This window comes from Aliiruegeria sabulilitoris, assembly GCF_001558155.1.
Classification (GTDB): domain Bacteria; phylum Pseudomonadota; class Alphaproteobacteria; order Rhodobacterales; family Rhodobacteraceae; genus Tropicimonas; species Tropicimonas sabulilitoris.
In genome coordinates this window covers 84,439-98,329 of record NZ_LOAS01000022.1, presented here as the reverse complement: position 1 = coordinate 98,329, position 13,891 = coordinate 84,439, and the positions used below count along the sequence as shown (strand labels likewise).

The 13,891-nt window shown below is 64.0% G+C and carries 11 protein-coding genes; 4 read left to right on the top strand and 7 right to left on the bottom strand.

Annotation, left to right across the window (positions count from 1 at the left end):
• Positions 1 to 31 precede the first annotated feature (31 nt).
• The 5 genes from xylA to xylF form a co-directional block, all read right to left on the bottom strand.
• On the bottom strand, positions 32 to 1,336 hold the full coding sequence (xylA, locus tag AX756_RS17670) for a xylose isomerase (RefSeq protein WP_068314701.1): 1,305 nt from the start codon (positions 1,334 to 1,336) through the stop codon (positions 32 to 34).
• Positions 1,333 to 2,772: a xylulokinase gene (xylB, locus tag AX756_RS17665; RefSeq protein WP_068314699.1), complete on the bottom strand. Its 1,440-nt coding sequence runs from the start codon at positions 2,770 to 2,772 to the stop codon at positions 1,333 to 1,335. Before xylB ends, xylA begins: the two co-directional genes overlap by 4 nt.
• On the bottom strand, positions 2,772 to 3,545 hold the full coding sequence (locus AX756_RS17660; RefSeq protein ID WP_068314694.1) for an ATP-binding cassette domain-containing protein: 774 nt from the start codon (positions 3,543 to 3,545) through the stop codon (positions 2,772 to 2,774). Before AX756_RS17660 ends, xylB begins: the two co-directional genes overlap by 1 nt.
• Positions 3,546 to 3,548: 3 nt before the next feature.
• Positions 3,549 to 4,844 carry a sugar ABC transporter permease gene (locus tag AX756_RS17655; protein ID WP_068314692.1) on the bottom strand — a complete coding sequence of 432 codons (1,296 nt, stop codon included), beginning with the start codon at positions 4,842 to 4,844 and terminating at the stop codon, positions 3,549 to 3,551.
• 85 nt (positions 4,845 to 4,929) lie between these two features.
• Complete coding sequence (gene xylF / locus AX756_RS17650) at positions 4,930 to 5,955, bottom strand: D-xylose ABC transporter substrate-binding protein (protein WP_068314690.1); 1,026 nt, start codon at positions 5,953 to 5,955, stop codon at positions 4,930 to 4,932.
• A 221-nt stretch (positions 5,956 to 6,176) separates the two neighbouring features.
• Between xylF and AX756_RS17645 the strand changes: the two genes are divergently transcribed.
• Both AX756_RS17645 and AX756_RS17640 read left to right on the top strand, forming a co-directional pair.
• Positions 6,177 to 7,436 (top strand): ROK family transcriptional regulator, encoded by a 1,260-nt coding sequence (locus AX756_RS17645; RefSeq protein WP_068314688.1) that lies wholly within the window; start codon positions 6,177 to 6,179, stop codon positions 7,434 to 7,436.
• Positions 7,433 to 8,986 carry a CRTAC1 family protein gene (locus AX756_RS17640; protein WP_068314686.1) on the top strand — a complete coding sequence of 518 codons (1,554 nt, stop codon included), beginning with the start codon at positions 7,433 to 7,435 and terminating at the stop codon, positions 8,984 to 8,986. Before AX756_RS17645 ends, AX756_RS17640 begins: the two co-directional genes overlap by 4 nt.
• A gap of 71 nt (positions 8,987 to 9,057) precedes the next feature.
• On the opposite strand, the gene AX756_RS17635 is transcribed toward AX756_RS17640, so the two are convergent.
• Positions 9,058 to 10,380 (bottom strand): cytochrome-c peroxidase, encoded by a 1,323-nt coding sequence (locus AX756_RS17635; protein ID WP_068314684.1) that lies wholly within the window; start codon positions 10,378 to 10,380, stop codon positions 9,058 to 9,060.
• A 60-nt stretch (positions 10,381 to 10,440) separates the two neighbouring features.
• Positions 10,441 to 11,487 (bottom strand): LacI family DNA-binding transcriptional regulator, encoded by a 1,047-nt coding sequence (locus AX756_RS17630; RefSeq protein WP_068314681.1) that lies wholly within the window; start codon positions 11,485 to 11,487, stop codon positions 10,441 to 10,443.
• A gap of 186 nt (positions 11,488 to 11,673) precedes the next feature.
• On the opposite strand from AX756_RS17630, the gene AX756_RS17625 reads away from it, so the two are divergent.
• Together AX756_RS17625 and AX756_RS17620 are read left to right on the top strand one after the other, a co-directional pair.
• The gene (locus tag AX756_RS17625) at positions 11,674 to 12,726 is read left to right on the top strand and encodes a sugar phosphate isomerase/epimerase family protein (protein ID WP_068314679.1); all 1,053 of its coding nucleotides are present in this window, start codon (positions 11,674 to 11,676) and stop codon (positions 12,724 to 12,726) included.
• Between the two features lie 3 nt (positions 12,727 to 12,729).
• Positions 12,730 to 13,875 carry a Gfo/Idh/MocA family protein gene (locus AX756_RS17620; RefSeq protein ID WP_068314676.1) on the top strand — a complete coding sequence of 382 codons (1,146 nt, stop codon included), beginning with the start codon at positions 12,730 to 12,732 and terminating at the stop codon, positions 13,873 to 13,875.
• Positions 13,876 to 13,891 lie beyond the last annotated feature (16 nt).

Below are 13,891 nucleotides of genomic sequence, written 5' to 3'. Positions count from 1 at the left end.
GGCGCCCGTTCCTGTTTGTTCAGGCTTTCCGTCAAACGAAACGGTTGACGTAATTCTCCAGCCGTTCCTGACGCCCCGAGCGCGGCTCGGGGTTGAGGCCTTCGGCCAGAACCCGCGCGGAGATGCTTTCCAGGGTGCCGTTGGCCAGCATGTCCTTGTTCACCGCGCTCTCCCAGCCGGCGTAACGCGCGTCGCGCGCCGCTTCCAGCCCGCCATCTTCCAGCATCGCCGCCGCGGCCTTGAGCCCGCGCGCACAGACATCCATCGCGCCGACATGGCCTGCGATGAGGTCTTCGGGATCCAGCGACTGGCGGCGCAGCTTGGAATCGAAATTCGTCCCGCCGGTGGTGAACCCGCCCGCTTTCAGGATCTCGTAATAGGCCAGGGCAACTTCCGGCACGTTGGTCGGGAACTGGTCGGTATCCCAGCCGGACTGGTAGTCGTTCTTGTTCATGTCGATGGAGCCTAGGATGCCGAAGGCGGCGGCCATGGCCAGCTCGTGCTCGAAGCTGTGCCCGGCAAGGATCGCGTGGCCCTGCTCGATATTCATCGCCACTTCGCCTTCGAGGTCGAACTCCTTGATGAAGGAATAGACGGTGTTGACGTCGTAGTCATACTGGTGCTTGGAGGGCTCCTGCGGCTTGGGCTCGATCAGGATCGTGCCCTTGAAGCCGATCTTCTTCTTGTAGTCGACCACCATCTGCAGGAAGCGGCCGGCCTGGTTGCGCTCCTTGACCAGATCGGTGTTGAGCAGGGTCTCGTAGCCTTCACGCCCGCCCCAGAGCACGTAGTTCTGCCCGCCGAGCTTCATCGTGGCGTCCATGCATTCCTTCACCGTGGCCGCGCACCAGGCAAAGACATCCGGATCCGGGTTGGTCGCGGCACCGGACATGAAGCGGCGGTGGGTGAACATGTTGGCCGTGCCCCAGAGGAGCCTGGTCTTGCTACTCTCCATCTTCTCGGCGAAATACTCGACGATCTCTTCGAGATTGCGCTTGTATTCGGGGAAGCTCTCGCCGCCCGGGCAGACATCGGCATCGTGGAAGCAGAAGAAGGGCTGGCCGAGCAGATCGAACATCTCGAAGGCCGCGTCGGCCTTGACCTTGGCCATGGCCATGCTGTCCTGCGGGTACCAGGGGCGGTCGAAGGTGCGCCCGCCGAACGGGTCGCCACCTTCCCAGGCGAAGGAATGCCAATAGGCAACGGCAAAGCGCAGCTGGTCCTCCATCCGCTTGCCCATGACGATCTCGTCGGGATTGTAGTGGCGGAAGGCGAGATCGCTGTCGCTCGCGGGGTCGAATTTGACGGGGGAGATGCCGTCGAAGAAGTTTGTCATGAGAGACCTCTGAGGGCTTGGTAGGTTTCGCGATAACGCTCATGCGCATCGGCGAAGGATTGGGTCAGGTCCTTCACGGGCTCGACCACTTTGGAAATCTCGGGGATCGTTGCGATCTCGGCGCCACTGCCGGTCGCTGCCATCAGTGCAAGACGCGCCGCGCCATAGGCCCCGCCGAAATCGCCCGCCACCGGCACTTGCACCGGCATGTCGAGCGAGGTGGCGATGGCCTGCAGCCAGTAGACCGAGCGCGACCCGCCGCCGACGGCGATCAGGCGCTCGAACTTGGTCCCGGTGGAGGCCAACGCGTCATAGCTGTCGCGGACCGCGTGGGTGACGCCTTCGAGAACGGATACGGCGCCGGCGGTGCGGTCGGTGGCATGTTCGAGCCCGGTAAAGGAACCGCGGATCTGCGCGTCGTTATGCGGGGTCCGCTCGCCACCCAGATAGGGCAGGAACAGCGTGCGGCCCGGTGCCCGCAACTCGCCCAGCTCGCCCGTCAGCGTCGCGGCATCCGAGCCGACAAGGCCCGCATACCAGTTGAGCGCATCCGTGGCCGCCAGGATCACGCCCATCTGGTGCCAGGTGTCGGGCAGGGCGTGGCAGAAGGTGTGTACCGCCGTGGCCGGGTCCGGCTGATAGGCATCGGAGGCCGCAAAGAGCACGCCCGAGGTGCCAAGCGAGATGAAGGCCTCGCCCGCATTCACGACGCCGACGCCCACGGCCGAGGCCGCATTGTCGCCACCGCCACCGGCGACGACCACCCCATCGGGCAAGCCCCAGCGATCGGCCAGCTCCTTGCGCAGCTTGCCGGATATTTGGGAGCCCTCCACGAGGCTCGGCATGTGGTCGCGTGACAGCTCGGAGCTGGAAAGAAGCGCGTCCGACCAGTCCCGCTTGCCGGTGTCGAGCCAGGAAGTGCCAGCGGCGTCCGACATCTCGGAAACCGCTTCGCCGGTGAGCCAGAGCCGCAGGTAATCCTTGGGCAGCAGCACCTTGGAGATCTTCTCGAAGATCTCCGGTTCGTTCTCCTGCACCCACATCACCTTGGGCGCGGTGAATCCGGGGAAGACGATATTGCCGGAAACCTCGCGCCAGAGCGGGGCGGCGTCGAGCGCTGCGGCCTGCTTGTAGGAACGGGTGTCGTTCCACAGCATGCAGGGGCGCAGCACGTCGCCAGCGGCATCGAGCAGGGTTGCCCCGTGCATCTGCCCCGACAGGCCAATCCCCTTGACCTGGCCCAGAGAGGCCGCCGCGGCCAGCCCGTCCATGGCCGCCGAAGCGGCCGCCAACCAATCCGCTGGCGATTGCTCCGACCACCCCGCCGCCGGTCGCGAGACCGTAAGTGGTGCGGCGGCTTCGGCGACGACCTTCTGGTCTTCGTCGATCAGGAGCGCCTTGAGACCCGAGGTCCCCAGATCCAGACCGATAAACATTATTCCACTCCAGTCTCCGGGTTCTTGCCCAGGATGATCATGCCGAGGATGTCGTCCTCGGTGACCTCGTTTACGCGCACAGTGCCGACCAGCTTGCCGTTCTTCATCACCGAGGCCCGGTCGCAGAGCGCCTTTACCTGGTGAATGTCATGGTCGATCAGCAGGATGCCGAGGCCCTGCGCTTTGAGTTCGTCGATCAGGCGGGCCACCATCGCCGTTTCCTCCACGCCGAGCGCCGCGGTGGGCTCGTCCATGATCAGGATCTTGGCGTTGAAATAGACCGCACGTGAGATCGCCACCGATTGTCGCTGACCACCCGAGAGCCCGGAAACCGGCGTATGGAAACGCTGGAAGTTCGGGTTGAGGCGGTTCATGATCTTGCGCGTCTCGGCTTCCATCATGGCGTCGTTGACCAGCCCGAGGGGCGTGACCAGTTCGCGCCCGAGGAACAGGTTCGATGCGGCATCGAGATTGTCGGCCAGCGCGAGCGTCTGGTAGATCGTCTCGATATTGTATTTGCGCGCATCGCGCGGGTTCTCGATATGCGCCTCCTGGCCGTTGATGAGGATCTGCCCGGCATCGCGCGGATAGGCGCCCGAGAGCATCTTCATCAGCACCGACTTGCCGGCGCCGTTATGGCCGAGAATGCCGAGCACCTCGCCGGCATGGAGGTTGATCGAAACGTCTTCCACGGCGTGGATGCCGCCAAAGGACTTGCGCATGTTGCGCATCTCCAGAAGGGGCGTGCCGCGATCAGAGGTATCAAGTGGCATGGATCAATCTCCCGTCCGCTTGCGATAGACGATGTCGACATAGACGGCGAAGACCAGCACGATGCCAACGACGATGTTCTGGTAGGGCGCCTCGACGCCGACCATGGCCATGCCCGATTGCAGCGACTGCATGATCAGCGCGCCAAGGATGGCGCCGTAGATCGTGCCGAAACCGCCCGAGAGGGCCGTGCCGCCGATGACGGCTGCCGCGATGACGCGAAGCTCGTCCAGCGTGCCGATATCGTTGGTGTGATAGGTCAGACGCGCGGAGGCGACGACCGCCGAGATTGCGCAGAGAAAACCGACGATGGCAAAGATCTTGACCGTCAGGAGCTTGGTGTCGATGCCCGAAAGCTGTGCCGCCTCGGGGTTGCCGCCGGTGGCGAAGATGTAGCGGCCAAGCCTTGTGCGCTGGGCAACGATGGTCATGATAAGCGCCACGACGATCAGGATCAGCACCGAGTAGGGCACTCCGTAAACCTCGGTATAGCCTTCCGGCATTTCCAGGCCAGCCTCGCGGAAATCGCGGGCGAGCTTGCGGGTCGGCACCTCGTAGGAGTTGAGGATCCAGACGAAGCCGAGAATGGCGCCGGTGACGATGCCTGCAATGGTCAGTTCGGCCCAGACAGGCTTGACCGGGAAGTCATGGGAAAGCCGGGAGCGTCGCGCGTTGAACAGCATGTAGAGCACGAAACCGGCGGCGATGATGCCTAGGACCCAACTGGCGGTGGCGCCGAGCGTGCCGGAGATGCCGCCGAGCTTCAGGAAGTTCGGATCGAGCGGCCCGAGTGTCTGGCCGCTGGACAGGTGCCAGGCGACGTTGCGCCAGACGAAAAGCCCGCCCAGCGTGACGATGAAGGCGGGAATGGTCAGATAACCGATCAACCAGCCGTGGAAGGCACCGATGGCGGTTCCGACGATCACGCCGACGAGGATCGCGACCGGCGCGATGATGGATGCACCAAGCTCGACGCCGAGCATGTTCGGCAGCCAGTTGGTCATGGTCATGCCCATGAAGGCCGAGCAGGTGGCCAGCAGGGCGCCGACGCTGAGGTCGATATGACGGGTGACGATGACGAAGACCATGCCGGTCGCCATGATGGCGACGGAGACGGTCTGGATTGTCAGGTTGAAGATGTTGCGGGGGGTCAGGAATCGGCCGCCCGTCCAGACATCGAAAACGATACAGATGACGACAAAGGCCCCGATCATGCCAAGCAGACGGGTGTCGATTTCAAGTGTGTCGAGGATGTTCCGGCGGTGCTGCGGCAGGTCGCGGGGGGCGTTCTGTTCAGCCATGATTGGCGCTCTCCGGGATGCGCGTTCAGATTGCCCCCGCCGCATGTGGCGGGGGCATGATTGCTTTCAGTTCGTGCGTGTTGTCTTAGTTACACGGGGCCGGACCGGCCTCGACGCCCTGGCAGAGGCTCTCGACAGAGATCCAGCCAGCGTCGGTGACAGCGGTCAGGTTCTCGGCGGTCACCGGGATCGGCTCCAGGAACTTGGCGGTCATCTTGGTGCCGGATGGCGAGGTCCATTCCATGGCGCCATCGACATCCTTCATCATCGTGCCACCGGCCATCGCAACGGCGATTTCCGCCGCGGCCTTGCCGAGATCACGTGCGTCTTTCCAGACCGAAACCGTCTGAGTGCCCTTGGCGACGCGGTTCAGCGCGGCGTGGTCGCCGTCCTGGCCGGAAACCGGGATGCCTTCCATGCCCTGCGCTGTCAGCGCGGCGACGACGCCACCGGCGGTGCCGTCATTGGAGGCGACGACAGCATCGACCTTGTTGTCGTTCGCGGTCAGGATCTGCTCCATGTTCCGCTGGGCGTTGGCCGGCAGCCAGCCATCGGTATAGGCTTCGCCGACGATGGTGATGTCGCCGGAATCCACGGCTGCCTGGATGATCTCTTGCTGACCGCCACGCAGGAAGTCCGCGTTCGGGTCCGTGGGCGAGCCCTTGATCATCACGTAGTTGCCCTTGGGCTGGGCGGCGAAAACGGCGCGGGCCTGCATCCGGCCAACCTCGACATTGTCGAAGGTCAGGTAGAAGGCGCGCGGGTCTTCGATCAGGCGGTCATAGGCCACGACCGGCACGCCTTCGTCGGCGGCCATCTGCACGGCGGGAATGACGGCTTCGGTGTCCTGGGCGAGCACGATCAGGGCATCCACACCCTGGGCCATGAGCGCTTCGATATCCGAAAGCTGCTTGGACGAGGACGACTGGGCGTCGGCCGAAACATAGGTAGCGCCGGCGGCCTCAAGAGCGGCAACCATGGCGGCTTCGTCGGTTTTCCAGCGCTCTTCCTGGAAGTTGGACCAGGAAACGCCAACCGTCAGGTCCTGGGCGAGTGCGGTCGTGGTAAAGGCTGTCGACAGTGCGGCAGCCGCGATGAAAAGGTTACGCATGAATTCCTCCCGAATTTTTTGCCCTGCGTTTGGGCGGAGGGCCCAGTAGGCCGCTCCGGCAAGAGCATCTCTCGATTTATTTTATTTGTCAAAATAAAAATTGACTGGAAATGCATTTGGTGGACAAATGGCTGGCGTAATGTAGCGAAACCTGTGTGTATGTGGTCACGAATTCTGCAATGCAGAAACGGATTTGTTGTTTTGGTGAAGGAAATAGCCTGATGAGCGCACGCGACCCGGACCTTACGGCCCAGCCTCTGTCCGGCTGCGGTCCGATCCTGCCCCCTCATGGCGCGACTGCGCCGCCACTGCGCCAGCAAGTGTTCGAAGCCGTGCGCTCTCACGGGCATATGTCGCGAATCGATGTTGCCAAGCATCTCGATGTCAGCCCCGCCTCGGTGAGCACTCTGGTCTCCGACCTGATGAATCGCGGCCTTCTGTGTGAAATCGAGGCCGCGCGCGAACCCGGTGGGCGCGGTCGCCCGCCGGTGGCGCTCGCCGTCCGGCCCGAGGCCGCCTATGTCGCCGGCATCAAGCTCAGCGATATCTTCCATACCGGGGTGATCATCGATTTCGCCGGCCGCGTGGTCGCGGAGGCTAGCTTGCACCGGCAGAGTCTGCGCACCGATTTCGACCTGCTTGTTGACGAGGCGGAGGAACTGCTATCGCGCATGTTGGCCAAGGCGGAAATGGAGCGCTCGCAGCTCTCCGCGATCGGGCTGGGTATTCCCGGCCTTGTCGATCATCCGCGCGGGGTGGCGCTCTGGTCGCCGATCATTCGCGGCACCGAACTGCCGATCGCGGAACGGATGACCGAACGGCTCGGCGTGCCGGTCCAGGTGGACAACGACGCCAACATGGTGACGCTTGCCGAGCTCTGGTACGGTGGCGGGCGGCGGCTCGCCGATTTCGCGGTTGTCACGCTGGAATACGGTGTCGGCATGGGGCTGGTCATGGACCACAAGCTCTATCGCGGCGCCCATTCGGTTGGCATGGAGCTGGGCCATATCAAGGTGCAACTCGACGGTGCGTTGTGCCGTTGCGGCCAGCGTGGTTGTCTGGAAGCCTATGTCTCCGACTATGCGTTGGTGCGGGAGGCCTCGGTTGCGCTGGACCTGCACCGGACCTCTTCGGATTCCGCGCAAGTCATCCTCGAAAGCCTCTATGATCAGGCCAAGGCGGGCAACGAGGCCGCGCGCACGATCTTCCGCCGCGCCGGACGGTTCCTTGCGGCGGGCCTGTCCAACGTGGTCAACCTGTTCGATCCGTCGCTGGTGATCCTCTCGGGGGCGCGGATGAAATACGACTACCTCTATGCCGAGGAGGTGTTGACCGAAGCGCGGGCCATGACGCTCAACAAGGCCCGCACCCTGCCGCGCATGGAAACCAATGCCTGGGGGGATCTCGTCTGGGCCCGCGGGGCGGCAACCCTCGCGCTGGCGGCGGTCACCGAAGAGCGCGCGGGAGAAATTGGCGGATGAAGTGGCTTGCCTTACTGGCGCTGGCGCTGGCAATGCCCGCCACCGCCGAAATCCGCTACGTCGACGAGCGCGCGGCCCTGCCGGTCGAGCATGTCTATTCCGGTGGCTGGGAGCATTTCGTCGGCGGCGGTGTGGCGGTTTTCGACTGCAACGACGACCGCCGGCCCGAGATCTTCGCCGCCGGTGGCACATCGCCTGCGCGGCTCTTCCTCAACCGAACCGCCGCGCCCGGAGACCCCTTCGCCTTCGACCTCGGCGTGGGAATCCCCGAGATGACAGGCGTGACCGGCGCCTATCCGCTCGATATCGACAGTGACGGCCTGCTCGATCTCGCAATCCTGCGGGTCGGGCCGAACAAGCTCCTGCTGGGGCGCGGTGAGTGCCAGTTCGAGGATGCCGGCGACAGGCTCGGGTTCCACGCCGGCGACAAGTGGTCCACCGCCTTCTCCGCGACATGGGAGCCGGGCAATCGCTACCCGACCCTCGCCATCGGCAATTACGTCGACCGGACCGACCCGGAAGGCCCCTTCGAGGCCTGCGACACGAACGAGCTGCACCGCCCAGATGGCGACGGATATGGCGAGGCGATGGTTCTGGAGCCGGGCTTCTGCGCCCTTTCGATGCTGTTTTCCGACTGGACCCGTTCGGGCCGTGCGGATCTGCGGGTCTCCAATGACCGGCATTATTACGTGCGCGCGGGCGAGGAACAGATGTGGCGCATGGAAGCCGTGCCGCGCCTGCTCGGCGAAGAGGATGGCTGGAAGCGGATTTCGATCTGGGGCATGGGGATCGCCAGTCGGGATATCTCCGGCGACGGCCGCCCCGATCTGGTGCTGACCTCCATGGCCGACCAGCTGACGCTGCTGTCGGACGGAGAGTCCGGCTATGTTCAGGCGCCATTCTCCATCGGAACCTTCGCCCAGCGGCCACATATTGGCGAGGATGGCCGCCCCTCCACCGGCTGGACGGCACAATTCGGCGATGTGAACAATGACGGGCGCGATGACCTCTTCATCGCCAAGGGCAATGTCGACCAGATGCCCACCAATGCGATCAACGACCCGAACAACCTGCTGATCCAGCAGGAGGATGGGACATTCTTCGAATCCTCTGTCGAGGCCGGAATCGCCACCACGGACCGCTCCCGCGGCGCCGCGCTGGCGGATTTCGATGGCGACGGGCTGCTGGACCTGGTGGTCGCAAACCGCCGCGCTCCCATGGAGCTTTATCGCAACGCCACCGAAGGGACGGGAAACTGGCTTGCCCTGCAGCCGCGACAGGAGGGCGTGAACGGCTTTGCCATCGGCGCCTGGATCGAGCTGCGCTGGCCGGACGGGCGCATTTCCGCGCGCGAGATTACCTCTGGCGGCGGCCATGTCTCCGGCCAGAACCTTCCGGAGCATTTCGGGCTCGGCGGTCTTGAGCAGGTCGCGTTTCGGGTTATCTGGCCGTCAGGAGAGCAAAGTGATTGGCTGCAAGCCGCGGCCGGTCAGAGCTACGAGATCTGGCGACTGGATGCTGGGGCATTGGAATTGCGCCCAACGGATTGAAACATTCGGGAGCGCTCCTCATGAATGAGCGCGCTGAAGACAGGGCCTCCGTCCGGCGCTAAAATGGGGCGCTAATGGTCGACTTGAAGCCCGCTCGGGACGCTGTCTGGAATGCCAAGCCGGCCGTCTGCGCCGTTGGCGCCCGTCAGGCTGTGAAGGAACTCCAACAAGGCAGATACTTCGTCTTCTGAGAGCGAAACAGAGTTCCTTTCAGCCGCTTTTGCAATCCGCTCCGCCTCGGTGTCATCCTCAAGCGCAGCCCAGATTTCCTTGCCCTTGAAATCGTGCAAAATCGGCTGTGTCCGGTCGAAAGCGGTCAGCCCCTTGGATGGGTCGAGATGATAGCTGACAAACGCAGCGAGATCGCGATGCGAGCCGGTGTGCCCGTAGGGGGCCGTCAGGGCGACATTGCGCAGGCTGGGCGTCAGAAAGGCGTAGAGATCGCCCTCCTTCCCGGTCACCCGGAAACGGCCTTCGTCACGGGAATGGCTTTCGAAACGCTCCGCCTTGCCGGGGCCGAATTGCGGAACCGCCATGGCATGGAACGCGTGGTCGGTCTGGAACGGGCCGGAATGACAGTCGCTGCACCCCGCCTTGCCATAAAACAGCTCCATGCCATGCCGCGCCGCGCCTTCCAGCGTTTCTTCACCCCGCAAGTGGCGGTCAAAGGGGCTGTCATCAGAGCGCCATTCCCAGTTGATGAATTCCGCAATCGCGTTGGAGATATCGGTGAAGTTGACCGGTCGCCCGGCGGCGACTTCCGGCAGGGCCGCCTCGAACGCTGACTGGTAGGCCGGAATGGCGCGCACCCGCTGCGCGATCAGGTTCCAGGCGCCATTTTCCCCCGTCAGTCGACCTGAGCGCACGGCCTTGGAGATCTCGTTCTCGCTGTATTGACCGGCCATCTCGTCCTGACTCAGCACTGGGAACATTGTCTGGGCCGAGAGCACGCCGGAAAATCCCTGCACCATCTCCTGGTCCAGCGGCGTGCGCAGCCCGTTGGGCTGGGACGGGTCGGCCTGAATCCGGCCATCGTGGAAAAGCGTGGTGAACTCCATCGCGCCGAGGTTGAACATGGCGGGCGCGTTGCGCGGAATACGCTGCTCCGGCATGTTTTCGGAGTCCGGCTTGCGCTCTGGCCCGAGCCCGGTGCCCCCTTCGCCAAGCGAGAGCGAAACGCCGTCCGAGGTGCCGAATTTCGGGTGGTGGCAGGTACCGCAGGAGATGTTGCGGTTGCCGGACAGGATCGGGTCCCAGAAAAGCAGGCGGCCGACCTCGACCATCGCGGGGGAGGTCGCGGCGAACATGTCGTCGGTGACGGCAGGCGGCAGTTCTCCGGACAGCGCGGGCGTGGCGAGGAACGCGGTGAGGGCGAGGGACACAAAGCGGGTCATCTGGGCTTGCCTGACTTGATGGGGCGTTTGTCACATTTATGACGACGAAACTGGCTCGGGTCACCCCGGCGGTGGCGCCGTGCTTTCGCGAACGGCCAGTTCCACCGGGAGAATGACGCGTGGAGCAGGCCTTGCGCTGCGCTCCTTGGGCGTCATGCGCATTCGTTCCAGCAGCAGGCGGGCGGCCGTGCGCCCGATGGTGATGCGGGGTTGGTGTATGGTGGTCAGGGAGGGCACGAAATGCGCTGCCATGTCCAGATCGTCAAATCCGACGACGGAGACCTCCCGCGGAACGGCCACCTTGCGGCGTGTAAGCTCGCCGATGAAGCCCAGGGCCATCTCGTCACAGGCGCAATAGACCGCCGTCGGCCGGTCGTTTGAGCCATGCCAGATCTTTGCCGCCTCCGCTCCCGATTGCAGGGAGAAATCGCCCGGATAGATCCATTCTGGCTTCATCCGCAATCCGACCGACTGCATGGCCCCGCGCGCGCCCTCCAGCCGGCTGGCGGTGAGCACGTTGTCGGGCGGACCGCAGATATGGCCGATCCGCCTGTGGCCGAGCGACAGAAGGTGCTGCACGGCCCGAACGGAGGCTTCCTGGTTGTCCACAGTCACAATGGGGCGGTCGATCTGGGAGATCCACTCACAGGCAAACACCATCGGCGCGCGCACCTCCGGGCTGCCCCGATCGAGCAGCGCGTCCTGCCGCAGGTTTCCGTCCAGAACGATGATGCCGTCCACATTGTTCTGGCTGACATATTCGGGCAGGCGGTGGTCGTCCCGTGCCATTGGCGTGGTGTCGCTGATCAACACGCTCAGCCCGGCCTCCGCCATTACCTCGGCAATGCCCGAGAGGATGCGCGAGAAGAAAGGATTGGCGAGGTTGGGCAGAAGAACGGCCACCGCGCCGGTCTCGCGCTTGCGCAGGTTTCTCGCGGCGATATTGACCGTATAGCCGGTTTCCCGGATCGCCAGGAATACTGCCTCGCGGGTTGTTTCACTCACCACGTCGGGGTTGGACAGGGTACGACTCACCGTCGCAGTCGAGACCCCGGCGGCATGGGCCACATCCCGTATGGAAGGGGCTCTGGAGCCGGATTTTCCCATGGTTTCGTGGCCTTGCTCGCGTTTCGAGTTGGTGCGGCGTGAACGTATACATTGCCGAACTTACTTCTTGTAATCGATTACACACCGCCTACACTCGCGATGTAAAGGATTACATTATCGATTCGCAAATGCCGGGGAGGGGCTGCGCGAATAGCGCACCGCTTCGCCGGCCGAGGAGGTTGTGCGATGAAGACGATCAAGGGCCCCGCCCTTTTCCTGGCGCAGTTCGCCGGTGACGAGGCGCCGTTCAATTCCTGGGACAGCATCACCAAATGGGCCGCCGATTGTGGCTATATCGGCGTGCAAGTGCCCAGCTGGGACGGTCGGCTGATCGATCTGGCCAAGGCTGCCGAGAGCAAGGATTACTGCGACACGTTCAAGGGCGTGGCGGCCGAGAACGGCGTGGCCGTGACGGAGCTCTCCACCCACTTGCAAGGCCAGCTCGTGGCGGTCCATCCCGCCTATGACACCGCCTTTGACGGCTTCGCAGCGCCGGAAGTGCGCGGCAACCCGAAGGCACGGCAGGAATGGGCCGTGGACCAGGTCAAGAAGGCGCTCACGGCGTCGAAGAACATGGGGCTGACCGCACATGCGAGCTTCTCCGGTGCGCTGGCATGGCCGTTCATCTACCCGTGGCCGCAGCGGCCCGCAGGTCTGATCGAGACGGCCTTTGATGAGCTGGCGCGGCGCTGGAAGCCGATCCTCGATCATGCCGATGAATGCGGCGTGAATGTCTGCTACGAGATCCATCCCGGCGAGGATCTGCATGACGGCGTCACCTTCGAGATGTTCCTCGAACGCGTGAACAACCACCCGCGTGCGATGATGCTCTACGATCCCTCCCACTACGTCCTGCAATGCCTTGATTACCTGGACAATATCGACATCTACGCCGAACGCATCGGGATGTTCCACGTCAAGGATGCCGAATTCAATCCGACAGGCAGGCAGGGCGTCTACTCCGGCTACCAGCCCTGGGTCGACCGGGCCGGACGTTTCCGCTCGCTTGGAGACGGCCAGTGCGATTTCGGCGCGATCTTTTCCAAGATGGCCGCGATCGATTTTGACGGTTGGGCCGTGGTCGAATGGGAATGCTGCCTGAAGCACCCAGAGGACGGCGCGCGCGAAGGGGCGCAGTTCGTCAAGGAACACATCATCCGCGTCACCGAGAAGGCCTTCGACGATTTCGCCGATGGCGGCACCGACGAGGCAGGCAACCGCAAGATGCTGGGGATCTGAATCATGGCACCACTCAAGCTTGGCATGGTCGGTGGCGGCAATGATGCCTTCATCGGCGCCGTACACCGCATCGCCGCTCGTATCGACGGGGAATTCGAACTGGTCGCCGGGGCGCTTTCCTCGACGCCGGAGAAGGCGAAGGCCAGTGGCGAGGCGCTCGGCCTCGCACCGGACCGTATCTATGGCGATTTCCGCGAGATGGCGATCCGGGAGAACCGGATCAAGGGCGGCATCGACGCGGTGGCAATCGTCACCCCGAACCACGTCCACTATCCGGCGGCGCGCGAATTCCTCAAGCGTGGCATCCACGTGATCTGCGACAAGCCGCTGACCTCGACGCTGCCGGACGCCCGCAAGCTGGTGAAGCTGGCCGAAGAGAGCGATGCGCTCTTCGTGCTCACCCATAACTATACCGGCTACCCGATGGTGCGGCAGGCGCGCGAGATGGTCGCCAATGGCGAGCTGGGCGAAATCCGCGTCGTGCAGGTCGAATACCCGCAGGACTGGTTGACGGAGGCGGTCGAGAAGACCGGCACCAACAAACAATCCGAATGGCGCACCGATCCGGAACGCACCGGGGCAGGGGGCTCGACGGGCGATATCGGCACCCACGCCTTCAACCTCGCCGGTTTCGTGACCGGGCTCGAGCTGGAGAGCCTTTCGGCGGATCTGCAGAGCTTCGTCGATGGCCGCCGCGTGGACGATAACGGCCATGTCATGCTGCGCTACAAAGGCGGCGCGCGCGGGATGCTCTGGTGCAGCCAGGTGGCACCGGGCAACGAGAACGCGCTTAAGCTGCGCGTCTACGGCGCCAAGGGCGGGCTGGAATGGTCGCAGGAGGACCCGAACTACCTCTGGTTCACGCCGTTCGGCGAGCCCAAGCGGCTGCTGACCCGCTCCGGTTCCGGCGCGCGCGACGTGGCGGGTCGTGTTTCCCGCACGCCGGGCGGACACCCCGAGGGCTACCTGGAAGGGTTTGCCAATATCTATGCCGAGGCCGCACGCGCGATCCGGGCGAAGATGGCGGGCGAGCCAATCCCGGCCGATGTCGTCTTTCCGACCGTGCAAGACGGGCTGGCCGGCGTGTCCTTTGTCGATGCCTGCGTGCGCAGCTCGGCGCGGGACGCGGCCTGGGTCAAGCTGGCGTGAGGAACCGATGAGCGCG

Coding starts and splice junctions, on each gene's coding strand:
- xylA (WP_068314701.1), bottom strand. CDS start 1,336: ATGACAAACTTCTTCGACGGCATCTCCCCCGTCAAATTCGACCCCGCG.
- xylB (WP_068314699.1), bottom strand. CDS start 2,772: ATGTTTATCGGTCTGGATCTGGGGACCTCGGGTCTCAAGGCGCTCCTG.
- AX756_RS17660 (WP_068314694.1), bottom strand. CDS start 3,545: ATGCCACTTGATACCTCTGATCGCGGCACGCCCCTTCTGGAGATGCGC.
- AX756_RS17655 (WP_068314692.1), bottom strand. CDS start 4,844: ATGGCTGAACAGAACGCCCCCCGCGACCTGCCGCAGCACCGCCGGAAC.
- xylF (WP_068314690.1), bottom strand. CDS start 5,955: ATGCGTAACCTTTTCATCGCGGCTGCCGCACTGTCGACAGCCTTTACC.
- AX756_RS17645 (WP_068314688.1), top strand. CDS start 6,177: ATGAGCGCACGCGACCCGGACCTTACGGCCCAGCCTCTGTCCGGCTGC.
- AX756_RS17640 (WP_068314686.1), top strand. CDS start 7,433: ATGAAGTGGCTTGCCTTACTGGCGCTGGCGCTGGCAATGCCCGCCACC.
- AX756_RS17635 (WP_068314684.1), bottom strand. CDS start 10,380: ATGACCCGCTTTGTGTCCCTCGCCCTCACCGCGTTCCTCGCCACGCCC.
- AX756_RS17630 (WP_068314681.1), bottom strand. CDS start 11,487: ATGGGAAAATCCGGCTCCAGAGCCCCTTCCATACGGGATGTGGCCCAT.
- AX756_RS17625 (WP_068314679.1), top strand. CDS start 11,674: ATGAAGACGATCAAGGGCCCCGCCCTTTTCCTGGCGCAGTTCGCCGGT.
- AX756_RS17620 (WP_068314676.1), top strand. CDS start 12,730: ATGGCACCACTCAAGCTTGGCATGGTCGGTGGCGGCAATGATGCCTTC.